The organism is Burkholderia sp. A2 (assembly GCF_001729305.1).
In the GTDB taxonomy this organism is placed as follows: Bacteria; Pseudomonadota; Gammaproteobacteria; order Burkholderiales; family Burkholderiaceae; genus Burkholderia; species Burkholderia sola.
Map to the genome: position 1 here is coordinate 87572 of NZ_LZXX01000108.1, position 24682 is coordinate 112253.

At 66.3% G+C, this 24682-nt stretch carries 23 protein-coding genes; 9 read left to right on the plus strand and 14 right to left on the minus strand.

The window, feature by feature from the left end:
• Nucleotides 1-99: 99 nt before the first annotated feature.
• The 3 genes from A9Z05_RS24725 (at nucleotide 100) to A9Z05_RS24735 (ending at nucleotide 3079) form a co-directional block, all read left to right on the plus strand.
• Nucleotides 100-1131: a CDP-6-deoxy-delta-3,4-glucoseen reductase gene (locus A9Z05_RS24725; RefSeq protein ID WP_069620419.1), complete on the plus strand. Its 1032-nt coding sequence runs from the start codon at nucleotides 100-102 to the stop codon at nucleotides 1129-1131.
• A gap of 294 nt (nucleotides 1132-1425) precedes the next feature.
• Nucleotides 1426-2610: an acetylornithine transaminase gene (locus A9Z05_RS24730; protein ID WP_069620420.1), complete on the plus strand. Its 1185-nt coding sequence runs from the start codon at nucleotides 1426-1428 to the stop codon at nucleotides 2608-2610.
• A gap of 13 nt (nucleotides 2611-2623) precedes the next feature.
• Nucleotides 2624-3079 (plus strand): GNAT family acetyltransferase, encoded by a 456-nt coding sequence (locus A9Z05_RS24735; protein ID WP_069620421.1) that lies wholly within the window; start codon nucleotides 2624-2626, stop codon nucleotides 3077-3079.
• Between the two features lie 23 nt (nucleotides 3080-3102).
• Here A9Z05_RS24735 and A9Z05_RS24740 read toward each other — a convergent pair whose 3' ends face one another.
• The 8 genes from A9Z05_RS24740 to A9Z05_RS24775 form a co-directional block, all read right to left on the minus strand.
• Nucleotides 3103-3774 (minus strand): DUF2278 family protein, encoded by a 672-nt coding sequence (locus A9Z05_RS24740; protein ID WP_069620422.1) that lies wholly within the window; start codon nucleotides 3772-3774, stop codon nucleotides 3103-3105.
• A gap of 257 nt (nucleotides 3775-4031) precedes the next feature.
• Nucleotides 4032-4748, minus strand: coding sequence for an ABC transporter ATP-binding protein (locus A9Z05_RS24745; protein ID WP_050017530.1), 717 nt, complete (start codon nucleotides 4746-4748; stop codon nucleotides 4032-4034).
• Nucleotides 4748-5524, minus strand: coding sequence for an ABC transporter ATP-binding protein (locus tag A9Z05_RS24750; RefSeq protein WP_050017531.1), 777 nt, complete (start codon nucleotides 5522-5524; stop codon nucleotides 4748-4750). Before A9Z05_RS24750 ends, A9Z05_RS24745 begins: the two co-directional genes overlap by 1 nt.
• 23 nt (nucleotides 5525-5547) lie before the next feature.
• Nucleotides 5548-6717 (minus strand): ABC transporter ATP-binding protein, encoded by a 1170-nt coding sequence (locus tag A9Z05_RS24755; protein ID WP_069620423.1) that lies wholly within the window; start codon nucleotides 6715-6717, stop codon nucleotides 5548-5550.
• Nucleotides 6718-6736: 19 nt separating this feature from the next.
• Nucleotides 6737-7687: a branched-chain amino acid ABC transporter permease gene (locus tag A9Z05_RS24760; RefSeq protein ID WP_021160758.1), complete on the minus strand. Its 951-nt coding sequence runs from the start codon at nucleotides 7685-7687 to the stop codon at nucleotides 6737-6739.
• A 211-nt stretch (nucleotides 7688-7898) separates the two neighbouring features.
• Nucleotides 7899-8543: an amino acid-binding protein gene (locus tag A9Z05_RS24765; RefSeq protein WP_069620424.1), complete on the minus strand. Its 645-nt coding sequence runs from the start codon at nucleotides 8541-8543 to the stop codon at nucleotides 7899-7901.
• Between the two features lie 269 nt (nucleotides 8544-8812).
• Entirely contained in the window at nucleotides 8813-9793 is a 981-nt protein-coding gene (gene ispH / locus A9Z05_RS24770) for a 4-hydroxy-3-methylbut-2-enyl diphosphate reductase (protein WP_006488968.1), read from the minus strand.
• Between the two features lie 2 nt (nucleotides 9794-9795).
• Complete coding sequence (locus A9Z05_RS24775; RefSeq protein ID WP_034186308.1) at nucleotides 9796-10251, minus strand: peptidylprolyl isomerase; 456 nt, start codon at nucleotides 10249-10251, stop codon at nucleotides 9796-9798.
• Between the two features lie 135 nt (nucleotides 10252-10386).
• Between A9Z05_RS24775 and radC the strand changes: the two genes are divergently transcribed.
• The 4 genes from radC to nadB all read left to right on the plus strand — a co-directional run bounded on the left by radC (nucleotide 10387) and on the right by nadB (nucleotide 13563).
• Nucleotides 10387-11160, plus strand: a complete 774-nt coding sequence (radC, locus tag A9Z05_RS24780) for a DNA repair protein RadC (protein ID WP_069620425.1) — start codon at nucleotides 10387-10389, stop codon at nucleotides 11158-11160.
• A gap of 237 nt (nucleotides 11161-11397) precedes the next feature.
• Nucleotides 11398-11631, plus strand: coding sequence for a 50S ribosomal protein L28 (gene rpmB / locus A9Z05_RS24785; protein WP_004186391.1), 234 nt, complete (start codon nucleotides 11398-11400; stop codon nucleotides 11629-11631).
• 17 nt (nucleotides 11632-11648) lie between these two features.
• Nucleotides 11649-11816 (plus strand): 50S ribosomal protein L33, encoded by a 168-nt coding sequence (rpmG, locus tag A9Z05_RS24790; RefSeq protein ID WP_006478046.1) that lies wholly within the window; start codon nucleotides 11649-11651, stop codon nucleotides 11814-11816.
• 160 nt (nucleotides 11817-11976) lie between these two features.
• A complete protein-coding gene (gene nadB / locus A9Z05_RS24795; protein ID WP_069620426.1) occupies nucleotides 11977-13563 on the plus strand; it encodes an L-aspartate oxidase in 1587 nt (528 codons plus the stop codon).
• 96 nt (nucleotides 13564-13659) lie between these two features.
• On the opposite strand, the gene nadC is transcribed toward nadB, so the two are convergent.
• The 6 genes from nadC to purN form a co-directional block, all read right to left on the minus strand.
• Nucleotides 13660-14541: a carboxylating nicotinate-nucleotide diphosphorylase gene (gene nadC / locus A9Z05_RS24800; RefSeq protein ID WP_069620427.1), complete on the minus strand. Its 882-nt coding sequence runs from the start codon at nucleotides 14539-14541 to the stop codon at nucleotides 13660-13662.
• Nucleotides 14538-15674: a quinolinate synthase NadA gene (gene nadA / locus A9Z05_RS24805; protein WP_034208752.1), complete on the minus strand. Its 1137-nt coding sequence runs from the start codon at nucleotides 15672-15674 to the stop codon at nucleotides 14538-14540. Before nadA ends, nadC begins: the two co-directional genes overlap by 4 nt.
• Nucleotides 15675-15886: 212 nt before the next feature.
• The gene (locus A9Z05_RS24810) at nucleotides 15887-17083 is read right to left on the minus strand and encodes an acyl-CoA desaturase (RefSeq protein WP_069620428.1); all 1197 of its coding nucleotides are present in this window, start codon (nucleotides 17081-17083) and stop codon (nucleotides 15887-15889) included.
• A 215-nt stretch (nucleotides 17084-17298) separates the two neighbouring features.
• Nucleotides 17299-18681 (minus strand): mechanosensitive ion channel family protein, encoded by a 1383-nt coding sequence (locus A9Z05_RS24815; RefSeq protein WP_069620429.1) that lies wholly within the window; start codon nucleotides 18679-18681, stop codon nucleotides 17299-17301.
• A gap of 18 nt (nucleotides 18682-18699) precedes the next feature.
• Entirely contained in the window at nucleotides 18700-19965 is a 1266-nt protein-coding gene (locus A9Z05_RS24820) for an RsmB/NOP family class I SAM-dependent RNA methyltransferase (RefSeq protein WP_069620430.1), read from the minus strand.
• The gene (purN, locus tag A9Z05_RS24825) at nucleotides 19962-20624 is read right to left on the minus strand and encodes a phosphoribosylglycinamide formyltransferase (protein ID WP_069620431.1); all 663 of its coding nucleotides are present in this window, start codon (nucleotides 20622-20624) and stop codon (nucleotides 19962-19964) included. Before purN ends, A9Z05_RS24820 begins: the two co-directional genes overlap by 4 nt.
• 123 nt (nucleotides 20625-20747) lie before the next feature.
• Here purN and A9Z05_RS24830 point away from each other — a divergent pair, with 123 nt between their 5' ends.
• A complete protein-coding gene (locus A9Z05_RS24830; protein WP_069620432.1) occupies nucleotides 20748-21740 on the plus strand; it encodes a bifunctional riboflavin kinase/FAD synthetase in 993 nt (330 codons plus the stop codon).
• Between the two features lie 102 nt (nucleotides 21741-21842).
• Entirely contained in the window at nucleotides 21843-24680 is a 2838-nt protein-coding gene (ileS, locus tag A9Z05_RS24835; protein WP_069620433.1) for an isoleucine--tRNA ligase, read from the plus strand.
• Nucleotides 24681-24682: the final 2 nt, after the last annotated feature.

Consider the following 24682-nt stretch of genomic DNA (forward strand, 5'->3'; position numbering starts at 1 on the left):
CGAGATCAGTAGCCGCCGTTGCGCGACGCGCAACGGTTTTGCATTGTAGCTGCCGTGCGCGACATGCACGGTCCCCCCATTTTGTTCTAGTTTGGTTCTATGGCATTCAACGTCACTCTCAAGCAAAGCGGCCGGCAATTCCAGGTCGAGTCGGATGAAACCGTGCTGGCGGCCGCGCTGCGCCAGAACGTCCATCTGCCGTACGGCTGCAAGAACGGCGCGTGCGGCTCCTGCAAGGGCCAGATCGTGTCGGGCCAGATCGAACAGGGCCCGCACGCCGCGTCGGCGCTGTCCAACGACGAACGCACGCGCGGCCTCGCGCTGCTGTGCTGCTCGACCGCGCAATGCGATCTCGAGATCGACGTGCGCGAAATCGCCGGCGTCGACGGCGTACAGGTAAAGAAGCTGCCGTGCCGGATCGCGGCGCTCGAACGCAAGGCGGACGACGTGATGGTCGTGAAGCTGCAGTTGCCGGCGAACGAACGCCTGCAGTACCTCGCGGGCCAGTACGTCGAGTTCATCCTGAAGGACGGCTCGCGCCGCAGCTATTCGATGGCGAACGCGCCGCACGAGGAAGGCCCGATCGAGCTGCACATCCGCCACATGCCGGGCGGCAAGTTCACCGACCACGTATTCGGCGCGATGAAGGAGCGCGACATCCTGCGCTTCGAAGGCCCGCTCGGCACGTTCTTCCTGCGCGAGGATTCCGACAAGCCGATCGTGCTGCTCGCGTCGGGCACCGGCTTCGCGCCGATCAAGGCGATCATCGAGCACGTGAAGCACTCGGGCATCACGCGTCCGATGACGCTCTACTGGGGCGCGCGCCGCAAGAAGGACATCTATCTCGCCGAACTCGCCGAGCAATGGGCGCGCGAGATCCCGAACTTCAAGTACGTGCCGGTGCTCTCCGAGCCGGACGACGCCGATCAGTGGACGGGCCGCACGGGCTTCGTCCACCGTGCGGTGATCGAGGACCTGCCCGATCTGTCCGGCCATCAGGTCTACGCGTGCGGCGCGCCGGTGATGGTCGAATCCGCGCAGCGCGACTTCACGCAGCACCACGCGCTGCCGGCCGACGAGTTCTACGCGGACTCGTTCACGAGCGCCGCCGACCTCGCGCACCCGGTCTGAGCGGCGGGCGCGCCCGCGCGCCCCGCTGCGCGCCGCCGTGTCACATCCGTGGCATCGCGGCGGTTTACAGTGGGGCGCGGGATGCCTTATGCTTGCGCACATGAACCGCTTCCTGTCCGCTCTCCGACGTCGCCGCTCGCCGCTCCGCCCGGATGCCGCCGGCTCGTCACGGACTCGCGCGTAACCCTCCTCCGCTTCACCGGTTACGCACAAGCTGTTCGACCCACCAGCCACGGCCTTCCGTGGCTTTTTTATTGCCCGTTTCCCTTTCAACGCCCGCTGGAGTCTGCTGCCATGCCCCTGAACGATTATCCGATCGACTCGCTGATGTACATCACGAACCGCCCCGACATCGTGTTTACGCACGGCAAGGGTTCGTGGCTCTACGATCACACGGGCAAGCGCTATCTGGACTTCATCCAGGGCTGGGCCGTCAACAGCCTCGGCCACTGCAACGACGGCATCGTCGAAGCGCTGAAGACGCAGGCCGACAAGCTGCTGAACCCGTCGCCCGCGTTCTACAACGAGCCGATGGCGAAGCTCGCGGGCCTGCTCACGCAGCACAGCGTGTTCGACAAGGTGTTCTTCACGAACAGCGGCGCCGAGGCGAACGAAGGCGCGATCAAGCTCGCGCGCAAGTGGGGCCGCAAGTTCAAGAACGGCGCGTACGAGATCATCACGTTCGACCACAGCTTCCACGGCCGCACGCTCGCGACGATGTCGGCCAGCGGCAAGCCGGGCTGGGACACGATCTACGCGCCGCAGGTGCCGGGCTTCCCGAAGGCCGAGCTGAACAACATCGAGTCGGTCGAGAAGCTGATCACCGACAAGACCGTCGCCGTGATGCTCGAGCCGATCCAGGGCGAAGGCGGCGTGATCCCGGCCACGCGTGAATTCATGCAGGCGCTGCGCGCGCTGACGAAGCAGCACGACCTGCTGCTGATCGTCGACGAAGTGCAGAGCGGTTGCGGCCGCGCGGGCACGCTGTTCGCGTACGAGCTGTCCGGCATCGAGCCGGACGTGATGACGCTCGCGAAGGGCATCGGCGGCGGCGCACCGCTCGGCGCGCTGCTGTCGAAGGCCGATGTCGCGGTGTTCGAAGCCGGCGACCAGGGCGGCACGTACAACGGCAACCCGCTGATGACGGCGGTCGGCTATTCGGTGATCTCGCAGCTCGTCGCACCCGGCTTCCTCGAAGGCGTGCGTGCGCGCAGCGAGTATCTGAAGCGCAAGCTGCTCGAGCTGTCGGAGGAACGCGGTTTCGAGGGCGAACGCGGCGAAGGCCTGCTGCGCGCGCTGCTGCTCGGCAAGGACATCGGCCCGCAGATCGTCGAGAAGGCGCGCGACATGCAGCCGGACGGCCTGCTGCTGAACGCCGCACGGCCGAACCTGCTGCGCTTCATGCCTGCGCTGAACGTCACGACCGAGGAAATCGACCAGATGATGGCGATGCTGCGGTCGATCCTCGACACGCTGTAAGGAGACCGCCGCGATGGATGCCGCCGCCGATGCTGTCGCGATCCGCCCGTTCGAACGCGCCGACACCGATGCCGTGCTCGCGGTTTGGCGCGACGCGTTCCCGCAGTACGACGAAGCCGGTGCGCCGCCGCACCGCGATCCGCTGCGATCGATCGAGCTGAAGCTCGCGACGCAACCGGAACTGTTCTTCGTCGCGACCAGCGGCACGCGCGTCGTCGGCACGCTGATGGCCGGTTTCGACGGACATCGCGGCTGGCTCTACTCGTTCGGCGTCGCGAACGGCGCGCGCCGGCTCGGCGTCGGCCGCGCGCTGATCGCGCATGCGGAACGCGCGCTCGCCGCGCGCGGCTGCATGAAGATCAACCTGCAGGTGCTGCCCGGCAACGACGATGCATGCCGCTTCTACGCGGCGCTCGGCTATCGCGTCGAGGAACGCATCTCGTTCGGCAAGACGCTGCCGGTCGCGTAAAGCGCCGCCGGCCGCCATTCGGCTCAGCGCGTGATCGGCCCGGCGCCCGGCAGCGGATTGCCGAGCGCGTCGGTCGGCACGGCCTGCTGCTCGAACGCCGCGAAATACGCGGCCCACTGCGTGTCGCTCACGCGCACGAGCAGCGCGCCGTCCTGCCACACGTCGTTGTGATCGTTGTGGTCGTCGCCCGCGCGATGCAGGTAGTTCGGGCCCGTCGAGCCCTGATTCATGTGCGTGTCGTGGATGCCGTTGCCTTGCGCATAGGTGCGGCCGAACACGACGACGTCGAGACCCTGCGACTGCGCGGCGTTCACGAGCCGCAGCAGCGACGGGATCGGCTCCGGATGCTCGGTGCCGTCCATCACCGCACTCGCGCGCCATGCCCCCGTGTCGTTCAGGACGTCGCTGCGCAGATAGTCGAGCGCGGGCAATGCCGTTTGCCCGGTCAGGTCCGTGTAGCCTTCGGCCGCGGCGGCCAGCGTCTGCGTGACCGGATGATGGAAATCGTAGACGAGCTTGTAGTTCAGCAAGTCGTCCGCGTCGTTGGTGCCAACGTTGATCGCGACGTCCCAGTCTCCCGCCGGCAGCGCCAGCGTCAGGTGAACGTGATACTGGATCTCGCTGCCGTGCGGCGAACCCTTCAGCTTCGCCACCGACTTCACCTTCGCCTTCACGAAACCGTAGTCCAGACTCATGCGTGTTCTCCAGGTGCCGATGGGGGATCGATGCTACGTGGCCCGTGTGTCGGTTTGCGGGCCCCGCCCGCGGGCGACCGGCTGCGGGCGACCGGCACGCCAGCCGCACGCGCGGCGCAACAATCGAATGGAGCCGCCTGCGCGCGCGGAGTTCGACGCGAATCGCCCCATACGAAAAAAAACCGTCACGGTTTCCCGTGACGGTTTTTCGACAGCCCGGGTGCGACGTGCGCAACCGGACTCGTTCGTTCGATCGCTTACTCGCCCAGATACGCGGCGCGCACCTTCGGATCGTCGAGCATCTGCTTCGCGTCGCCTTCCATCGTGACCGTGCCCGAATCCATCACGTAGCCGCGGTCGGCTGCCTGCAGCGCGAGGCGTGCGTTCTGCTCGACCAGCAGCACCGTGATGCCTTCCTTCGAGATCTCGCGCACCACTTCGAAGATCTTCTCGACCATGATCGGCGACAACCCCATCGACGGCTCGTCGAGCAGCAGCAGCTTCGGCTTCGACAGAATCGCGCGCGACATCGCCAGCATCTGCTGCTCGCCGCCCGACAGCGTGCCCGCGAGCTGCGTCGCCCGTTCCTTCAGGCGCGGGAAGAAGCCGAACATCCGGTCGACGTCCTTCTTGATCTGGTCGTTGTCGTTGCGCAGGTACGCGCCCATCTGCATGTTCTCGATGATCGACATCCGCGCGAAGATCCCGCGGCCTTCCGGCACCATCGCGAGGCCGCGCTTGAGCAGCTCGTGCGACGGCACGCCCTTGATCGACTTGCCGTCGTACTCGATGTCGCCCGCCGAATACGGCTTCAGGCCGGTGATCGCCTTCATCGTCGTGGTCTTGCCGGCGCCGTTCGCGCCGATCAGCGTCACGAGCTCGCCCTGGCGGACTTCCATGTCAACGCCCTTGACGGCCTGGATGCCGCCGTAGTTGACCTGCAAGCCCTTGATTTTCAACATTGCCGCTGCCATCAGTGCACCCCTGCGCCGAGATATGCCTCAATCACCTTCGGATTCTTCTGCACGTCCTGCGGCAGACCCTCGGCGATCACCTTGCCGTAATCGAGCACCGTCATCCGGTTGCACAGCCCCATCACGAGCTTCACGTCGTGCTCGATCAGCAGGATCGTGCGGCCGTCCGAACGGATCTTGTCGAGCAGGCGCGTGAGTTCGACCTTCTCGGTCGCGTTCATCCCGGCTGCCGGCTCGTCGAGCGCGAGCAGTTTCGGGTCGGTCGCCAATGCGCGGGCGATTTCCAGCCGACGCTGGTGACCGTACGACAGGTTGCGCGACGTGTAGTCGGCGTACTGCAGCACGCCGACGTAGTCGAGCAGCTCGATCGCGCGCTCCTTGATCTCGCGCTCTTCCTGGCGTTCGGCCGGCGTCTGGAACACCGCGCCGAGCAGCCCGTGCTTGGTGCGCACGTGGCGGCCCACCATCACGTTCTCGAGCGCGGTCATCCCGCCGAACAGGCGGATGTTCTGGAACGTACGCGCGATGCCGGCCTTGGCCACCTGGTGCACGGCCGTCGGCGTGTAGTTCGTGCCGTCCAGCTTGAAGTCGCCGGAGTCCGGCGTGTAGAGGCCCGTGATCACGTTGAAGAACGTGGTCTTGCCGGCGCCGTTCGGGCCGATCAGACCGTAGATCTCGCCTTCCTTGATCTGCAGGCCGACGTCGGACAATGCCTGCAGCCCGCCGAAGCGCTTGTTCACGCCCGAGACGGACAGTCGGATTTGCTTGTCGCTCATGTGTTTATCCCCTTGTCCGTAGGTTAGGCGCGCACCGGCTTCTTGCTGTTGCGCTTCGCCAGTTTCGCGATCTTGTCCTCATGCTTCGGCGCGGGCCACAGGCCTTCCGAGCGATACAGCATGATGATCACCATCGCGAGGCCGTACAGCGCCTGACGAATCACTTCCGTATCGACGATGTCATGACCGAACAGCGCATGCTGCAGCGGGCTCATCGTCGAACGCAGGAATTCCGGGAAGATCGCGAGCAGCACCGCACCCAGGATCACGCCCGGGATGTGGCCCATGCCGCCGAGCACCACGCACGCGAGCACGACGATCGATTCCCAGAACGTGAACGACTCGGGCGACACGAAGCCCTGGAACGCGCCGAACATCGAGCCCGACAGGCCGCCGAACGACGCACCCATCGCGAACGCGAGCAGCTTCACGTTACGGGTGTTGATGCCCATTGCCTTCGCGGCGATCTCGTCTTCGCGGATCGCGGCCCACGCGCGGCCGATACGCGAGTGCTGCAGACGCGTACACACCCAGATCACCAGCAGCGAGCAGAGCACGAACAGGTAGTAGTACATGTACACCGACGGCAGCTGGAAGCCGAACAGCGTATGCGTCTGCGACAGGTTGAAGCCGCCGACGTGCACCGGATCGATGCCCGTGATCCCCTTCGGGCCGTTGGTGATGTTCACCGGACGGTCGAGGTTGTTCATGAAGATTCGGACGATTTCACCGAAGCCCAGCGTGACGATCGCCAGGTAGTCGCCGCGCAGGCGCAGCGTCGGCGCGCCGAGCAGGATCCCGAAGGTCGCCGCGAGCGCCATCGCGATCGGCACGATGATCAGGAACGGCACGTGCAGCCCGTTCGGCGCGAGCGCCGCGATCCACTCGAACTGCGAGGTCAGGTGCGGCGAGCTCAGGAGCGCCGCCGTGTACGCGCCCACCGCGTAGAACGCGATGTAGCCGAGGTCGAGCAGGCCGGCGAAGCCGACCACCACGTTCAGGCCCAGCGCGAGCATCACGTACAGCATCGCGAAGTCGAGCACGCGGACCCAGTAGTTGCCGCCGGCCGAGCCGATCACGATGGGCGCGGCGATCACGAGGACCGCGGTCAGAAGGCCGATGACGACGGTCTTGGCGGTGTTGCGCTCTTCGACGAGCGACGTCGACGATTCGATCGGTTGAATGGATGTCATGTTGTTTGCTCCCCTTCCGTTACGCGCGGTCCGCGACACGTTCGCCCAGCAAGCCCGACGGACGGAACACCAGCACGATGATCAGCACGACGAAGGCGAACACGTCCTGGTAGTTACTGCCGAATACGCCGCCCGTGAGGTTGCCGATGTAGCCGGCCCCGAGCTGCTCGATCAGGCCGAGCAGCACGCCGCCGACCATCGCGCCGCCGAGGTTGCCGATCCCGCCGAGCACCGCGGCCGTGAACGCCTTCATGCCGGGGATGAAGCCCATGTAGAAGTGCACGTTGCCGTATTCGGACGCGATCATCACGCCGGCCAGCGCGGCGAGCGCCGAGCCGATCATAAACGTCGCGGAGATCACGAAGTTCGGGTTCACGCCCATCAGGCTCGCCGTATTCGGGCTTTCGGCGATCGCGCGCATCGCGCGGCCGAGCTTGGTCTTGTGCACGAGCAGCAGCAGGCCGCCCATCACGAGGAACGCGACCGCGATGATCACGATTTCGGTGACCGAGATCACGGCGCCGGGCGTCGTGTCGGTGGCCTTGATCACGTTGATCGGGTCGGTCGGCAGCAATTGCGGGAACGGCAGCGGGTTGCGCGACCAGATGATCATCGCAGCCGTCTGCAGCAGGATCGACACGCCGATCGCTGTGATCAGCGGCGCGAGGCGCGGCGCGCGGCGCAGCGGCCGGTACGCGACGCGCTCGATCGTGAAGCCGACGAACGCACAGACGACCGCGGCGATGCCCAGGCCGATCGTCAGCGTCGCGACGTTGCCGAGTCCGGGAAAGTGGTTCTGCAGCACGGTGATGGCCGACAGCGCGACCATCGCGCCGATCATCAGCACGTCGCCGTGCGCGAAGTTGATGATGCCGAGAATGCCGTACACCATCGTGTATCCCAACGCGATGATGGCGTACACACTGCCGAGCACCAGCCCGTTGAGAACCTGCTGGACGAAAATATCCATTTAAAGCTCCTTGGCCCGTGCTGCCGGAGGACGTTGCGCCCCGCGGGTAAGCGAGGAATCGCGCCTTCTCGGCGACACTGCGGGTACTAGTCGATACCGGTAAGGGTGGATCGTCCCGGCGCGCGCCGCCCGGCCTGTACGGCCGGACCTGCCGCCGGAGCGGATACAAAAACGGCACCGCACTGTTCCGGTGCCGTCATGAGTCCCGTCGCTAAATCGTCACGACATCGAGGACGGTGTTCGTGGCCTCCTTGAAGTCGTGGGGCAGCATGCCGAGACGGCCGTCGTCCGGTTTCCCGGCATCCGTGCCTTGGCCCGTCCGGTGCCATGCAAGCATCGCGCCAGGACGGATCGGATTCCGCGCCGCATCGCCCGTCAAGGCGTTGCGACGGCCGCGCCCGACTGTCGTCAGGACTGCATCGGAATCCATCGTACGAACCAGACTGCGCGCCACGACACGGTCGGTCGCGGCGGCGCGCTGTTTCGTCGAATCGAATTGAAGGGGGGACTGTGGCCTCGGCACGCTGCCGGCAACACCGCGATCGTGCGGCACCCGTCGACCGGCGGCTTGCCGCGATGCCGCCGGCATGCCCGCTGCCGGACCGGTCGCCGGTCCAAGCGCGTTGATTTCCTCGATCGTCAAACGTGCCCCGTTTTCCTTGTCCCTGCCCAGTTGCGTGATACGGCGCGCCGATGGCGCCGCCCGTCGGGTGCCGGCGGCGCGCACGCCGCTGGCCGATGGTGCCGCGAACCCCGCAGCCGCCCTGCCCGCCCCGTCGTCGCTCTTTTTGCTGCAGCCGGCAAGCATTGCAACCGGTGCGGCGACGGACACGGCGTAAGCCAACTTCACATGCATTGAATGGTCTCCCGCGCCTTGCCAAAACCCGTTTCAAAGCCATTCCGGCTTGAAAACGGGCGCATTGTAACTCCATTTATAGGCCGCCAATATTCCTGATTCGATGGGGTTTTCCTGCATTGCAACCAATTTTGAGACACGATTGCGCGAGCCGGGAGCAACCTGGTTGCACCATCACTGGGAATAATGGTTGCGATGTGAATTTCGAGGCACAAAAAAAGCGCGCCGCGAGGGCGCGCTTCGGTGTTCCGCAGGGTGCGATGCGGCAATCAGGCGGCGGGCGGCAGGTTCAACCCGCGCGGCAGCGGAAACGACACGTTTTCCTCGATGCCGTCGAGGGCGCGGACGTTGCGCACGCCGAGTTCGCGCAGCCGCGCGATCACGGCCTGGGCGAGCACCTCGGGGGCCGACGCGCCGGCCGTCACGCCGATACGGCGCTTGCCGGCGACCCATGCCGGATCGATCTGGTCCGGCGCATCGACCATGTACGCGGCCACGCCGCGCTTTTCGGCCACTTCGCGCAGCCGGCTCGAATTCGAGCTGTTCGGGCTGCCGACCACGATCACGACATCGCATTGCGGCGCCATGAACTTGACCGCGTCCTGGCGGTTCTGCGTCGCGTAGCAGATGTCCTGCTTCTTCGGCTCGCGGATCTTCGGATACTTCGCCTTCAGCGCGCCGATGATCTCGGCCGCATCGTCGACGGACAGCGTCGTCTGCGTGACGAGCGCGATGCGCTCGGGATCGGCGAGCTCGAGCTTCTGCACGTCCTCGACGCTTTCGACGAGGTGCATGCCGCGCTCGACCTGGCCCATCGTGCCTTCGACTTCGGGATGGCCCTTGTGCCCGATCATGACGATGTCGACGCCGTCCTGGCGCATCTTCGCCACTTCGACGTGCACCTTCGTGACGAGCGGACAGGTTGCGTCGTAAATGCGCAGGCCGCGCACGTCGGCCTCGTCGCGCACGGCTTTCGACACGCCGTGCGCACTGAAGATCACGGTGTTGCCGGCCGGCACTTCCTCGAGTTCCTCGACGAAGATCGCGCCCTTCTTCTTCAGATCCTCGACCACGTACTTGTTGTGGACGATTTCGTGACGCACGTAGATCGGCGCGCCGTGCATCGCGATGGCGCGCTCGACGATCTCGATTGCGCGATCGACGCCCGCGCAGAAACCGCGCGGCTGGGCCAGCAGGATTTCGGCGTCGGCGGCGACGGTCTGCCCGGACAGCGTATCGGTGGTACTCATGATTACAGGATTCCGATGATTTTCACTTCGAACGTGAGCGCCTGGCCCGCGAGCGGATGGTTGAAGTCGAACAGCGCCGACGTCTCGCCGACTTCCTTCAGCACCCCCGCATAGCGACCGCCATCCGGTGCGTTGAACTCGATGAGTTCACCCGGCGTGAAATCGTCGCCGACCATCCCGTTCTCGCGCAGCGTCGACAGCGTCACGCGCTGGAGCATGTCGGGATTGCGGGGACCGAACCCCTGCTCGGGGGCTAGCTGAAAAGTCGAGTGGTCGCCGACCCGGAGCCCGAGCAGAATCTGTTCCAGCGACGGCGCCAGTTGCCCCGCGCCCAGCAACAGCGTGGCCGGCTTGTCCGAGAAGGTGTTGACGATATCGGCGCCGTCGGCCAGTGCGAGCCGGTAATGCAACGTGACGTGGGAACCGGGCTTCACTTCGGATAGATCGATGAGGCTCATGAATTACTCGTTCGGTCGGCGCCCGCTACGGCCGAATGGCCCGGCGCAAAGCCAATATTGTAAGTCACCTGAGCGTGCAAGGCGGAAAGTGCGACGACGTTGCGCACGCCGCCCGCCGCCAATGGAGTTCAGACCATGCCGTCACCCTGCCTCATCCTGCCGTCGGCCGAATGCCGCGACACCGCCGACGCGCCGGCCGATTCGCCTGCCCGCGTCATCCCGATCCACCGGCGCAAGCGCCGCCCGGCCGACTGGCGGCCCGAGCGGCCGCGCGAACGGCTGCTGGAGCGCGGGCCGGCCGCGCTGACCGACGACGAGCTGATCGCGCTGCTGCTCGGCACCGGCAAGCCCGGTCACGACGTCTTCGTCATCGCCCGCGAACTGATCGGTCAATACAAGTCGCTGCGCGGCTTGCTCGAAGCGGGCGCCGACGATTTCGAGGCGCACCCCGGCATCGGCCCCGCGCGCTCCGCGCGGCTGGTCGCGGTCACCGAGATCGCACGACGCATGCTGGAGGAGAAGGCACGGGACGGCATGCAGATCGATTCGCCCGGCGCCGTCGAGGATTGCCTGCGCATGAAGATCGGCACGCTCCCGCACGAAGTGTTCGTCGCGGTCTACCTGGACGCCCGCAACCGCATGATCGACATCGAGGAAATCGCGCGCGGCTCGCTCACGCGCATGGCCGTCTACCCGCGCGAGATCGTGCGCCAGGCGATGAAACAGAACGCCGCGGCGCTGATCGTCGCGCACAACCATCCGTCGGGCGCGGTGCAGCCGAGCGCGGAAGACCGCCGCCTGACCCGCGTGCTGAAGGACGCGCTCGAGCTCGTCGACGTGCGGCTGCTCGATCACGTCGTCGTCGGCGTCAGCGATACTTTCTCGTTCGCGCGGGCCGGTTGGCTGTAGACTGTGGCGCGGCGGCCCATCCCAGGGCGCCGCAACGGCGAAGCGAAATTAGGTTTGATTTTTCTGAACTTTTTCTGCTAGAATCGCCGTCTGTCTTTTTTCCAACCAGTTCTAGCCATCGAAGGGCCTTGTCTGCAAGGGCTACGGCGTTCTGAGTGCAGCCATGGATCACGTGGCGGTGCGATGGAACCTTCACCGGCGATCGAACCCCGAATTTAGCGTATTAGGAGTGCTCTCATGGCACGCGTATGCCAAGTAACTGGGAAAGCGCCGATGAGCGGCAACAACGTTTCCCACGCCAACAACAAGACGAAGCGTCGCTTCCTCCCGAACCTGCAAAACCGCCGGTTCTGGGTTGAGAGCGAAAACCGCTGGGTGCGTCTGCGCGTCTCGAACGCCGGCCTGCGCCTGATCGACAAGAACGGCATCGATTCCGTGCTCGCTGACCTGCGCGCACGCGGCGAAGCCTAAGCCCAAGGAGCAGAATCATGGCAAAAGGCGCCCGCGACAAGATCAAGCTTGAGTCGACCGCTGGTACGGGTCACTTCTACACGACCACGAAGAACAAGCGCAACATGCCGGAAAAGATGGCGATCAAGAAGTTCGATCCCGTCGTCCGCAAGCATGTGGAATACAAAGAAACCAAGATCAAGTAATCTCCGGTTTCTGCCAGCCTGACGGCGACCGAAAAGCCCCGCACCCGCGGGGCTTTTTGTTTTGGCGCGCGCGCTCGCGCCCGACGCGGTATGCTCTTCCCTTTCCGCGGCGACGACCGGCGGAACGCAACATCAAAAAGCGTAACGATGGAGATGCAGCATGAAATTCGACGTGGCGATCGTCGGCAGCGGCCTGGCAGGGCTGTCGGTCGCACTCAACCTGGCCAGCACGCGACGTGTCGCGCTGATCGCGAAACGTTCGATGATGGAGGGGGCAAGCGATCACGCGCAGGGCGGCATCGCGGCGGTCCTCGACTCGGCGGACAGCATCGAGAACCACGTCGACGACACGCTGGTCGCCGGTGGCGGGCTGTGCGATGAAGGCGCGACGCGCTACATCGTCGAGCACGGCCGCGAAGCAATCGAATGGCTGATCTCGCAAGGCGTGCCGTTCACGAAGGACGACGCGGCCGAACTCGGCTTTCACCTGACGCGCGAAGGCGGCCACAGTCACCGCCGGATCATCCATGCGGCCGATGCGACCGGCCATGCGGTGCTCGCGACGCTGTCGGAGCGCGCGCGCCAGCATCCGAACATCACGTTCTTCGAAAACCACCACGCGATCGACCTGATCACGTCGGACCGGCTCGGCCTGCCCGGCCGCCGCTGTCACGGCCTGTATGCGCTCGACGTCGACAACGACCGCACGATCACGATCGAGGCGCCGCATACGGTGCTCGCCACCGGCGGCGCCGGCAAGGTCTACCTGTACACGACCAACCCCGACACCGCGACCGGCGACGGCATCGCGATGGCATGGCGGGCAGGCTGCCGCGTGTCGAACATGGAATTCATCCAGTTCCACCCGACCTGCCTGTTCCATCCGTACGCGAAGTCGTTCCTGATTTCGGAAGCCGTGCGCGGCGAAGGCGGCCTGCTGAAGCTGCCCGACGGCACGCGCTTCATGCCCGCGCACGATCCGCGCGCCGAGCTCGCGCCGCGCGACATCGTCGCACGCGCGATCGATTTCGAGATCAAGAAGCGCGGGATCGACTGCGTGTATCTCGACATCAGCCATCAGCCGGAAGCGTTCCTGCGCGAACATTTCCCGACGATTCATGCGCGCTGCCTCGAATTCGGCATCGACATCGCGAAACAGCCGATCCCCGTCGTGCCGGCCGCGCACTATACGTGTGGCGGCGTCGTCACCGATCTCACGGGGCGCACGGATCTCGCCGGCCTGTATGCGGTCGGCGAAACGTCGTACACGGGGCTGCACGGCGCGAACCGGCTCGCGAGCAACTCGCTGCTCGAATGCCTCGTGATCGGCCGGGCGGCGGCCGAGGCGATCGAAGCGGTCGGCTTCGACGCCCAAACGCCCACCGCACTGCCCGCATGGGACGAAAGCCGCGTGTCGGATGCGGACGAGGAAGTCGTCGTGGCCCACAACTGGGACGAACTGCGCCGCCTGATGTGGAACTACGTCGGCATCGTGCGCACCGACAAGCGCCTCGAGCGCGCGAAGCACCGGCTGTCGCTGCTGCGCGACGAGATCCACGAGTACTACGCGAATTTCCGCGTGACGCGCGATCTGCTCGAACTGCGCAACCTCGTCGACGTGGCCACGCTGATCGTGAAGAGCGCGTACTCGCGCCGCGAAAGCCGCGGACTGCACTACAGCCGCGACTGGCCACATACGCTGCCGAAAGCGCTGCCGAGCGTGCTCACGCCGCGCTCGCGCCGCTGAGCGGCGCGCCGCCCTTCCCGGCGGCGACCGCAGCCCGAGAAAAAAGCCGTTGGCGTTTGCGCGCCAACGGCTTTTTGTCTGACGAACGCCGTTCGGTCAGTCGACGATCCGCATCGAATAATCCGTCGCCCGCACGTCCTTCGTCAGCGCGCCGATCGAGATGCGATCGACGCCCGTCTCCGCGAACGCGCGCACCGTATCGAAATTGACGCCGCCCGAGACTTCGAGCACGGCCTTGCCCGCGGTCACGCGCACCGCTTCGCGCATCATGTCGAGCGTGAAGTTGTCGAGCAGCACCGACTGCGCGCGATGCGCGAGTGCCGTGTCGAGCTGCGCGAGCGTCTCGACTTCGACCTGCACCGGCACGCCCGACTCCAGCGCGAACGCCGCATCGAGCGCCTCGCCGACACCGCCTGCCGCCGCGATGTGATTCTCCTTGATCAGGATGCCGTCGTACAGCGCGAGACGCTGGTTCTCGCCGCCGCCCACGCGCACCGCGTACTTCTGCGCGAGCCGCAGCCCCGGCAGCGTCTTGCGCGTGTCGAGGATCTTCGCGCGCGTGCCTTCGACGCGATCGACGTAACGGCGCGTCGCGGTCGCCACACCCGACAGCAACTGCAGGAAGTTCAGCCCGTTGCGCTCGGCCGTCAGCAGCGCGCGCGCCGGCCCTTCGAGTTCGCATACGGTCGAATCCGGCGTCATCCGGTCGCCTTCGCGATAGCGCCATTGCACGACGATCGACGGATCGATCCGGGCGATCACGCCCTCGAACCACGGCACGCCGCACAGCACCGCTTCCTCGCGCACGATGATCCGCGCGCGGCGGCGCTCGCCAGCCGGCACGAGCCGCCCGGTCTGGTCGCCGGGGCCGACGTCTTCGGCGATCGCATCGGCCACGTTGCGCGCGATCGCGTCGTCGAATGCCGCACCGTATTGGGCGCGGACGGCGTCGAACAGCGGGGATACGGCGTTGCTCATGCCGCCCCCACGTTCGCGAACAGCTGCTGGTCGCGCTGCAGGTCGCCGCTCGCCTGCACGCGCTTCTTGTGCGCAGCCGCGAATTCGAGCATCCGGTCGATCGGCAAACGCGCGCGCTCGCCGATCGCCGGATCGACGAAAATCTCGTTGTGCCCGCGCTCGAGCACGTCGGCGAGGTTCGCGAGGCCGTTCATCGCCATCCACGGGCAGTGCGCGCAGCTCTTGCACGTCGCGCTGTTGCCGGCCGTCGGCGCGGCGATGAAGGTCTTGCCGGGCGCGGCAAGCTGCATCTTGTGCAGGATGCCGAGATCGGTCGCGACGATGAAGCGCTTCGCGTCGAACTTGACGGCCGCGTCGATCAGTTGCGTGGTCGAACCGACGACATCGGCCTGCGCCACGACGTTTTCCGGCGATTCGGGATGCACGAGCACCTTCGCGTCCGGATATTCGGCGCGCAACAGGTCGAGCTCGATGCCCTTGAATTCGTCGTGGACGAGGCACGAGCCCTGCCACAGCAGCATGTCGGCACCGGTCTTCTTCTGGATATAGCTGCCCAGATGGCGGTCCGGCGCCCAGATGATCTTTTCGCCGCGCGCATGCAGGTCGGCGACGATCTCGAGGCCGATCGACGACGTGACCATCCAGTCCGCACGCGCCTTCACGGCCGCGCTGGTGTTCGCGTAGACGACGACGGTGCGGTCCGGATGCGCATCGCAGAACGCCGAGAATTCGTCGACCGGGCAGCCGAGGTCGAGCGAACAGGTCGCGTCGAGATCGGGCATCAGGATCCGTTTGTTCGGGCTCAGGATCTTCGCGGTTTCGCCCATGAAGCGCACGCCGGCGACGACGAGCGTCTGCGCGTCGTGGTCGCGGCCGAAGCGGGCCATTTCGAGCGAATCGGCCACACAGCCGCCCGTTTCGTCGGCCAGTTCCTGCAGCTCGGCATCCACGTAGTAGTGGGCGACGAGCACGGCCTTTTCACGGGCGAGCAACGCCTTGATGCGTGCCTTCAGCGCAGCGCGCTCCTCGGCGGACGGCGCCTCGGGCACCTTGGCCCACGCCTGTCCGACGCCGCACACGGTCCCTGCTGCGACGGGCCGGTCGTACTCGACGGGTTTGATCGTCGATTGCATCTCCATATCTCCTGTCGGCAGGAGTTAGCGCTTCAGCGCTTACTCATGCCCCATGCTACGCGGTCGGCCGGAGTGAGTGCTTCAGCACCGACGCCGGCCCCAAGCCTCATACCAATCCCGGCGCCGCCGATCCGTCGAAAACCGGCGGCCCAAATGAAAAAACCCCGCCAACGCGGGGTTTGTGACGTCCTGAGATTCTAATCGATTTCGAATCAGGCGTAGCGACGCAGGCGTGTCGCGAATTCCTGCAGCGCCTTGATGCCGCTTTGTTCTGCGCGATGGCACCAATCCTGCAATTGCGCGAGAAGCTGTTCGCGCGACGCGGTCGAACGATCCCAGATCGCGGCCAGATCCTGGCGCAGCTGGAAGTACGTATGCAGCTTCTGGCTGTTCGCGAAGATTTCCGGCAGCAGCTTCTTCTGCGGCTCGTCGAGGCCGTCGGCGTCCTTGTGGAACCACTTGCGCGCGCTGCGCATCAGCTGGTACTTCTCGCTCGACCCGAGCTCCTTCAGGTGCGCGAGCTCCTGACGGTACGCGCGCTTCACGGCCTTGCCGTAGCGCGCCATCACTTCGTAGCGGTTCGACAGCACGGCCTGCAGCGTTTCCTGATCGAGCACCGTCTTCGGCTTGTTCAGGCGCGGCGTCGGCGCGACCTTCTTCACCTTCGCGAGACCGAATGCCGACATGATGCGGATGTACATCCAGCCGATGTCGAACTCGTACCACTTGTTCGACAGCTTCGCCGACGTCGCGAACGTGTGGTGGTTGTTGTGCAGTTCCTCGCCGCCAATCACGATGCCCCACGGGAACAGGTTCGTGCTCGCATCGGCCGAGTTGAAGTTGCGATAGCCCCAGAAGTGACCGAAGCCGTTCACGACGCCCGCGGCCCAGAACGGAATCCAGACCATCTGCACGGCCCACACGGTCAGGCCGAGCACGCCGAACAGCGCGACGTCGATCACCATCATCATGCTGATGCCGAGAATCGGGTACTTCGAGTAGACGTTGCGCTCGAGCCAGTCGTTCGGCGTGCCGTGGCTGAACTTGCGCATCGTCTCTTCGTTCTTCGCTTCCGCGCGGTACAGCTCGGCGCCCTCGAGGAACACCTTCCAGATGCCGCGCGTCTGCGGGCTGTGCGGATCTTCCTCGGTCTCGCACTTCGCGTGGTGCTTGCGGTGAATCGCGGCCCACTGGCCGGTCAGCATGCCGGTGGTCATCCACAGCCAGAAGCGGAAGAAGTGGCTCGCGATCGGATGCAGCTCCAGCGCGCGGTGCGCCTGGCAGCGGTGCAGGTAGACGGTCACGCCGATGATCGTGACGTGCGTGACGGCGAGCGCGAACAACGCGACCTGCCACCACGAAAAATGCAGGAGCCCGTGGGAAAGAAAATCGAGCAGGGAATTCAACAAGGCAGTTACCCGTGATGAGAGCGACGCCACGCTGGCGTCAGAAGAATGAAAGCATACCGCGTGTAGACCGGAATTTTACTTCAACCGTTCCAAGTCTTTGTAAAAAATGAATATTTTCTTGCCCTGACGCAATCCGCGCGGTCCATGCGCGGACTGGGAAAGGCCCGCGATCCGGTTTCGACCACGGAATCGGTACGATTGACCGCCCGCGTCCGCTACGCCGCCGGCGCGTGCCCGTCCCGCGCACCGTTGGCCGCCGCCGGCTCGAGCCCAGCCGCCGCGCCCGCCGCGGGAAAGCCGTCCGGGAGCCCAACCACGCGCACTTCGCGCTGCGGGAACGGAATCGAGATCCCGTGCTCGCTGAACAGCCGCCAGATGTTGCGGTTCACGCTCGAGCGCACGCCCGACGTGCCTTTCGCCGAATCCTCGATCCAGAAACCGAGCTCCAGATCGATCCCGTCCGCGCCGAAGCTCACGAGGTACGGGGTCGGCGCGGGGTCGGCCAGCACGCGCGGCACGTCCATCGCGGCGTCGGCGAGCAACGCGAGCGCCCGCTCGACGTCGCTCGTGTACGCGACCTGCACCGCGACCTTCGCATAGCCGCGCGTCAGGTACGACGACTGGTTCTGCACGACGTCGGTGATCAGCTTCTCGTTCGGAATCAGCGTCTCGTTGCCGTCGAGGCCGCGCACGACCGTGTAGCGCGTGCGGATCTGCGTGACGACGCCCTGCAGCCCGCCGACGCTGATCGCATCGCCGAGCCGCAACGAGCGGTCGAGCAGGATGATGAAGCCCGATACGTAGTTGCTCGCGATCTTCTGCAGCCCGAAACCCAGGCCGACGCCCACCGCGCCGCCGAACACACCGAGCACCGTCACGTCGATGCCGACGAGCGACAGCCCGATCAGGATCGCCGCGAACACGAGCAGCGCGCGGCCGACCCGCGACAGCACGACCTTGAGGTTCGCGTCGAGCGTGCTTGCGCGCGACAGGCGATCCTCGAGCACCGAGCCGAGCCACATCGCGACCATCAGCGTCACGCAAACCCACAGCGCGCCGGAGATCACCGACAGCAGCGTGAGGTGCGCGGTCGCGACCCGGAACTGCACGCTGTCGAGCCAGCCAAGCACGTCGCGCTGGATGCCGAGCACGGTCATCACCATCGCGGCCCACACGACGGTCGACACGATCTTCTCGACGATCGACAGCCACGCGTGCGTATGGCCGTCGCGTGCGAACGCGCGCCGCGCGAAGAAGAACAGCACGTAGATCAGTCCGATGCCGAACAGCGGCACGAGCGCGAGCGACAGCAGCGACGTCGACATGAACGGTTCGAACGCGAGCTGCGCGCCGCCGACGAACACGCTGCCGAACAGCGGAAACAGCGCACGCTTCAGGCTCTGCGCGCCCGCGCCCGGCGCGCGCCCGGCCGCCCGCCGCCGTGCATCGATGCGGCCGTGCACGAAGCGCGCGGCCACCCAGGCGAAGCACAGCGCACCGACGAGGATCGCCGCCTGCCAGATCATCACCGGCTGGTGGAAATCGCGAATCACCGATGCCAGCCGGTGCGACAGCAGGCGGCTCTGCAGATTCTCCATCGTCCGTCCGGGCAGTCGTTACGGCGCGGCGCGGCGTTCGAGCACCGCGGCGAAGAAGCCGTCGGTCGCATGACGGTGCGGCCACAGCGACAGGTAGTCGCCCGTCTCGAGCTCGATGCGCTGGTCGGCCAGCACCTGCTGCGCCGGCACCAGCACGAACTCGGGGTGATCGGCGAGAAATTGCTCGACGATGCGTTCGTTCTCGGCATCGAGCACGCTGCAGGTCGCGTAGACGAGCCGGCCGCCCTTCTTCACGAGCCGCGCGGCGCTCGCGAGGATCGACGCCTGCTTCGGCGTCAGCTCGTCGATCGCCGTACGCGTCTGGCGCCACTTCAGGTCCGGATTGCGGCGCAGCGTGCCGAGGCCGCTGCACGGCGCGTCGACCAGCACGCGGTCGATCTTGCCGGCGAGCCGCTTGATCTTCGCGTCGTGCTCGCTGTCGATCAGCACCGGGTTCACGTTCGACAGCCCGCTGCGCGCGAGGCGCGGCTTCAGCTTCGCAAGGCGCTTCTCCGAGATGTCGAACGCATAGAGGCGCCCGGTCGAGCGCATCATCGCGCCGAGCGCGAGCGTCTTGCCGCCCGCGCCCGCGCAGAAATCGACGACCATCTCGCCGCGCCGCGGCGCGACCAGCGAGCACAGCAGCTGGCTGCCTTCGTCCTGCACCTCGATCGCGCCTTCCTCGAACAGCTTCAGACGCGTCAGCGCCGGCTTGCCGACCACGCGCACGCCGAACGGCGCGAACGGTGTCGCGCCCGCGTCGATGCCGCTCACGCGCAGCGCTTCGATCACCTGGTCGCGGCTCGCCTTCTGCGTGTTGGCGCGCAGGTCGAGCGGCGCCGGGTAGTTCAGCGCGGCGGCGAGCTGCGCGAGCTCGTCGGCGTCGAAACGGGCCGACAGCGCCTGGTGAATCCAGTCGGGCAGGTTCGTGCGAATCCGCACGGGCAGGCTCGCCGGATCGATCTTAGACACGTGCTCGAGCCACGCGGACTCGGTGTCGGACAGGAACGGCTTCAGCGCATTGCGCCCCATCGTCTGCATCAGGCCGAGCAGCGTGAGGCGCCGCGCGGGCGTGCCGGTGCCGCTCTCGGCCAGATGCGAGAACTCCATCTTCCGGCGCAGCACCGCGAACACGGCCTCGGCGATCACGCCGCGCTCGGCATGCCCGAGCTTCGGGTGTGCGCGGAAGAACCGGCTTGTCGTCGCGTCGGCGGGGCCGGCGAACTTCAGCACCTCGGCCAGCAAAGTCTCGGTCTGGCCGATCAGGAATCCGTGCAGCTTCATACGCCCTCACTCGTTTCGGTATGCGGTTGATCCGCGAAAATCCAGCGCGCCTCTTCGGGCGCCACCACTGCACGGCCGTTCTCGAGGCGCAACCGCCCCTCGACGAACCAGCGCACCGCGCGCGGATACAGCACATGCTCGACCGTCAGCACGCGCCGCGCGAGCGCGGCCGCGTCGTCGCCGGCGCGCACGGGCACCGCGCCCTGCGCGACGATCGCGCCGCTGTCGAGCTCGGGAATGACGAAATGCACGCTCGCGCCATGCAGCGCGACGCCGGCATCCAGCGCCTGCTGATGCGTGTGGATGCCCTTGAAGCTCGGCAGCAGCGACGGATGGATGTTCAGCAGCCGGCCTTCGTATCGTCTGACGAATGCGGGCGTGAGGATGCGCATGAAGCCGGCAAGCACGACGAGATCGGGCGCGAAACGGTCGATCTCGGCGGCAAGCGCCGCGTCGAAGCTGTCGCGGCCGTCGAACGACCGGTGGTCGACCACCGCCGTCGCCACCCCGTGCGACGCGGCAAAAGCGAGCCCGGCCGCATCCGGCCGGTTGGCGATCACGGCGGCAATCTCGGCCGGCCAGCGTTCCTGCGCGCACGCGCGAACGATGGCCTCCATGTTGCTGCCGCGACCGGAAATCAGGATCACGAGTTTTTTCATCCGCGAATTTTACCATTCGCCCTCGCGTTTCCCGCCTTCTCGGCCGTCGGGCCGCCCGAACGTTTATAATCTTCTGCTTTGCGGCATCCCACCGCCCATTCCCCCGACGCTGCATCCGCTATCGTGAAAGTCTTCCGCGGCCTGCCCAACGCCGAGAGCCGCGCCCCGTGCGCGCTGACGATCGGCAACTTCGACGGTGTCCATCGCGGCCACCAGGCCCTGCTCGCGCGCGTGCGCGCGGCAGCGGACGCGCGCGGCCTGCCCGTGTGCGTGATGACGTTCGAGCCGCACCCGCGCGAATTCTTCAACCCGGCCGGCGCGCCGCCGCGCATCGCGATGCTGCGCGACAAGCTGGAAGCGTTGCGCGACCACGGGGTCGACCGCGTCGTCGTCGAGCACTTCAACCACACCTTCGCGAGCCAGTCGCCGCAGGCGTTCGTCGAGCGCACGCTGGTGAACGGGCTGCACGCGCGCTGGATGATGGTCGGTGACGATTTCTGCTACGGCGCGAAGCGCGCGGGCACCTTCGACACGCTGAAGGCGGCCGGCGAACAGCACGGCTTCGAGGTCGAGCAGATGGGCACGGTGGCCGGCAGCGACGGCACGCGCATTTCCAGCTCCGGCGTGCGCGCGGCGCTCGCCGCGGGCGATCTGGACGCGGCCGCGCAGGCGCTCGGCCACGGCTACGCGATCAGCGGCCACGTCGCGCACGGGCTCAAGCTCGGCCGCGACCTCGGCTTCCCCACGCTGAACCTGCCGATCGCGCACAAGCGGCCGGCGCTCGCGGGCATCTTCGTCGTGCAGGTGCACGGCCTCGGCCCCGAGCCGCTGCCGGGCGTCGCGAGCCTCGGGCTGCGCCCGACCGTCGACGATTCGGGCCGCGTGCTGCTCGAAGTCCACCTGCTCGACTGGCACGGCGATGCATACGGCAAGCTGATCCGCGTCGAATTCCTGAAGAAGCTGCGCGACGAGGCGAAGTTCGACGATCTCGAGGCGCTGTCGCGCGCGATCGCGCTGGACGTCGCGAACGCGCGCGCGTACTTCATCGAGCGCGACCGCGCGCCGGGCAGCCGCGCGACGGGCTTCGCGACGTCGGCCACCGACCGAATTAGCTGATCCGGACGGCGGCGCCGCGCGCCGCACCCCTCGCGCCGCCCTGTCGCGCGCCTACCCGATTCACGACGCCCGAGCGTCCCCGATTTAGATAGCGATCCCATCATGAGCAACAAGAAAGCCGATTCGAAACCGCAGGCCAAGTATCCGGTCAACCTGCTCGACACGCCGTTCCCGATGCGCGGCGACCTGCCCAAGCGCGAGCCGCAGTGGGTCAAGGAGTGGGAGGAGCGCGGCATCTACGACAAGATCCGCGCGGCCAGCAAGGGCCGGCCGAAGTTCATCCTGCACGACGGCCCGCCGTATGCGAACGGCGACATCCACCTCGGCCACGCGGTCAACAAGATCCTGAAGGACATCGTCGTCAAGTCGCGCAACATGGCCGGCTTCGACGCGCCGTACGTGCCGGGCTGGGATTGCCACGGGATGCCGATCGAGATCCAGATCGAGAAGCAGTTCGGCAAGTCGCTGCCGGCGGCCGAAGTGATGAGCAAGGCGCGTGCGTACGCGACCGAGCAGATCGAGAAGCAGAAGGTCGGCTTCAAGCGCCTGGGCGTGCTCGGCGACTGGGCGAATCCGTACAAGACGATGAACTTCGTGAACGAGGCGGAAGAAATCCGCGCGCTCGGCAAGATCATCGAGAAGGGCTATGTGTACCGCGGGCTGAAGCCGGTCAACTGGTGCTTCGACTGCGGCTCGGCGCTCGCGGAAGCGGAAGTCGAGTACAAGGACCGCACCGACCCGACGATCGACGTGATGTTCGCGTTCGCGGAACCGGAAAAGACCGCGCACGCGTTCGGCCTGCCGGCGCTGCCGCGCGCCGACGGCGGCATCGTGATCTGGACCACCACGCCGTGGACGATTCCCGCCAACCAGGCGCTGAACCTCCATCCGGAAATCATCTACGCGCTGGTCGATACCGAGCGCGGGCTGCTGATCATCGCGCAAGAGCGCGTCGAAGCCTGCATGACCGACTTCAAGCTGACCGGCCGCGTCGTCGCGACCGCGCCCGGCGTGAAGCTCGCGAACCTGCGCTTCCACCACCCGCTCGCATCGGCCCACCCCGGCTACCAGCGCACCGCGCCCGTCTATCTCGGCGACTACGTGACGACCGACACCGGTACCGGCGTCGTGCACTCGTCGCCTGCGTACGGTATCGAGGACTTCCAGTCGTGCAAGGCGCACGGGATGACCGATTCCGACTTCATCAACCCGGTGATGGGCGACGGCCGCTACATCGAATCGCTGCCGCTGTTCGGCGGCCTGTCGATCTGGGACGCGAACCCGAAGATCGTCGACGCGCTGAACGCGGCCGGCTCGCTGCTGCGCAGCGAGAAGTACACGCACAGCTACATGCATTGCTGGCGCCACAAGACGCCGATCATCTACCGCGCGACGTCGCAGTGGTTCGCCGGCATGGACGTGACGCCGCGCGACGGCGGCAAGACGCTGCGCGAGACGGCACTCGAAGGTGTCGACGCGACCGCGTTCTACCCGTCGTGGGGCAAGCAGCGCCTGTTCAGCATGATCGCGAACCGTCCCGACTGGACGCTGTCGCGCCAGCGCCAGTGGGGCGTGCCGATGGCGTTCTTCGTGCACAAGGAAACCGGCGAGCTGCACCCGCGCACGCTCGAGCTGCTCGAGGAAGTCGCGAAGCGCGTCGAGCAGTCGGGCATCGAGGCGTGGCAATCGCTCGATCCGCGCGAGCTGATCGGCGACGACGCGAACCTGTACGAGAAGAACCGCGACACGCTCGACGTGTGGTTCGACTCGGGCACGACGCACTGGCACGTGCTGCGCGGCTCGCACAAGGATCAGCTGCAGTTCCCGGCCGACCTGTACCTCGAAGGCTCGGACCAGCATCGCGGCTGGTTCCACTCGTCGCTCCTGACGGCATCGATGATCGACGGCCGCGCGCCGTACAAGGGCCTGCTCACGCACGGCTTCACGGTCGACGGCGAAGGCCGCAAGATGAGCAAGTCGCTCGGCAACGGCATCGACCCGCATGAAGTCGCGAACCGTCTCGGCGCGGAAATCATCCGCCTGTGGATCGCGTCGACCGACTATTCGGGCGAGCTCGCGATCTCCGAGGAAATCCTGAAGCGCGTGACGGAAGGCTATCGCCGCATCCGCAACACGCTGCGCTTCCTGCTCGCGAACCTGTCGGACTTCGATTTCGCGCAGCACGCGGTACCGGTCGACGAATGGCTCGAGATCGACCGCTATGCGGTCGCGTTCTCGCAGCAACTGCAGACCGAACTGCTCGGCCACTACGAGAAGTACGAATTCCACCCGGTCGTCGCGAAGCTGCAGACGTACTGCTCGGAAGACCTCGGCGGCTTCTACCTCGACGTGCTGAAGGATCGCCTGTACACGAGCGCCGCCGATTCGCGCGCGCGCCGCTCCGCGCAGACCGCGCTGTACCACCTGACGCACGGCCTGCTGCGCGTGCTCGCGCCGTTCCTGTCGTTCACGGCGGAAGAAGCGTGGAAGGTGTTCCAGCCGGCAAGCGACACGATCTTCACGGAAACCTACTACGCGTATCCGGAAGTCGCCGGCTCGGCCGCGCTGATCGACAAGTGGGCGCTGCTGCGCGACGTGCGCGGCAACGTGACGAAGGCGCTCGAGGAAGCGCGCACCGCGAACCGCATCGGTTCGTCGCTGCAAGCCGAAGTGGCCGTGCATGCGAGCGGCGCGCGCTACGACGCGCTGACGAGCCTCGGCGACGACCTGAAGTTCGTGCTGATCACGTCCGCGGCGACCGTCGTGAAGGTTGACGACGAAGCGCAGGAAAGCGTCGACGTGGCCGCGTCGAAGTACCAGAAGTGCGAACGCTGCTGGCACTACCGCGAAGATGTCGGCGCGCACGCCGAGCATCCGACGCTGTGCGGCCGCTGCTTCTCGAACCTGTTTGAAAACGGCGAAATCCGGAGCGCTGCGTAACC

Coding starts and splice junctions, on each gene's coding strand:
- A9Z05_RS24725 (WP_069620419.1), top strand. CDS start 100: ATGGCATTCAACGTCACTCTCAAGCAAAGCGGCCGGCAATTCCAGGTC.
- A9Z05_RS24730 (WP_069620420.1), top strand. CDS start 1,426: ATGCCCCTGAACGATTATCCGATCGACTCGCTGATGTACATCACGAAC.
- A9Z05_RS24735 (WP_069620421.1), top strand. CDS start 2,624: ATGGATGCCGCCGCCGATGCTGTCGCGATCCGCCCGTTCGAACGCGCC.
- A9Z05_RS24740 (WP_069620422.1), bottom strand. CDS start 3,774: ATGAGTCTGGACTACGGTTTCGTGAAGGCGAAGGTGAAGTCGGTGGCG.
- A9Z05_RS24745 (WP_050017530.1), bottom strand. CDS start 4,748: ATGGCAGCGGCAATGTTGAAAATCAAGGGCTTGCAGGTCAACTACGGC.
- A9Z05_RS24750 (WP_050017531.1), bottom strand. CDS start 5,524: ATGAGCGACAAGCAAATCCGACTGTCCGTCTCGGGCGTGAACAAGCGC.
- A9Z05_RS24755 (WP_069620423.1), bottom strand. CDS start 6,717: ATGACATCCATTCAACCGATCGAATCGTCGACGTCGCTCGTCGAAGAG.
- A9Z05_RS24760 (WP_021160758.1), bottom strand. CDS start 7,687: ATGGATATTTTCGTCCAGCAGGTTCTCAACGGGCTGGTGCTCGGCAGT.
- A9Z05_RS24765 (WP_069620424.1), bottom strand. CDS start 8,543: ATGCATGTGAAGTTGGCTTACGCCGTGTCCGTCGCCGCACCGGTTGCA.
- ispH (WP_006488968.1), bottom strand. CDS start 9,793: ATGAGTACCACCGATACGCTGTCCGGGCAGACCGTCGCCGCCGACGCC.
- A9Z05_RS24775 (WP_034186308.1), bottom strand. CDS start 10,251: ATGAGCCTCATCGATCTATCCGAAGTGAAGCCCGGTTCCCACGTCACG.
- radC (WP_069620425.1), top strand. CDS start 10,387: ATGCCGTCACCCTGCCTCATCCTGCCGTCGGCCGAATGCCGCGACACC.
- rpmB (WP_004186391.1), top strand. CDS start 11,398: ATGGCACGCGTATGCCAAGTAACTGGGAAAGCGCCGATGAGCGGCAAC.
- rpmG (WP_006478046.1), top strand. CDS start 11,649: ATGGCAAAAGGCGCCCGCGACAAGATCAAGCTTGAGTCGACCGCTGGT.
- nadB (WP_069620426.1), top strand. CDS start 11,977: ATGAAATTCGACGTGGCGATCGTCGGCAGCGGCCTGGCAGGGCTGTCG.
- nadC (WP_069620427.1), bottom strand. CDS start 14,541: ATGAGCAACGCCGTATCCCCGCTGTTCGACGCCGTCCGCGCCCAATAC.
- nadA (WP_034208752.1), bottom strand. CDS start 15,674: ATGCAATCGACGATCAAACCCGTCGAGTACGACCGGCCCGTCGCAGCA.
- A9Z05_RS24815 (WP_069620429.1), bottom strand. CDS start 18,681: ATGGAGAATCTGCAGAGCCGCCTGCTGTCGCACCGGCTGGCATCGGTG.
- A9Z05_RS24820 (WP_069620430.1), bottom strand. CDS start 19,965: ATGAAGCTGCACGGATTCCTGATCGGCCAGACCGAGACTTTGCTGGCC.
- purN (WP_069620431.1), bottom strand. CDS start 20,624: ATGAAAAAACTCGTGATCCTGATTTCCGGTCGCGGCAGCAACATGGAG.
- ileS (WP_069620433.1), top strand. CDS start 21,843: ATGAGCAACAAGAAAGCCGATTCGAAACCGCAGGCCAAGTATCCGGTC.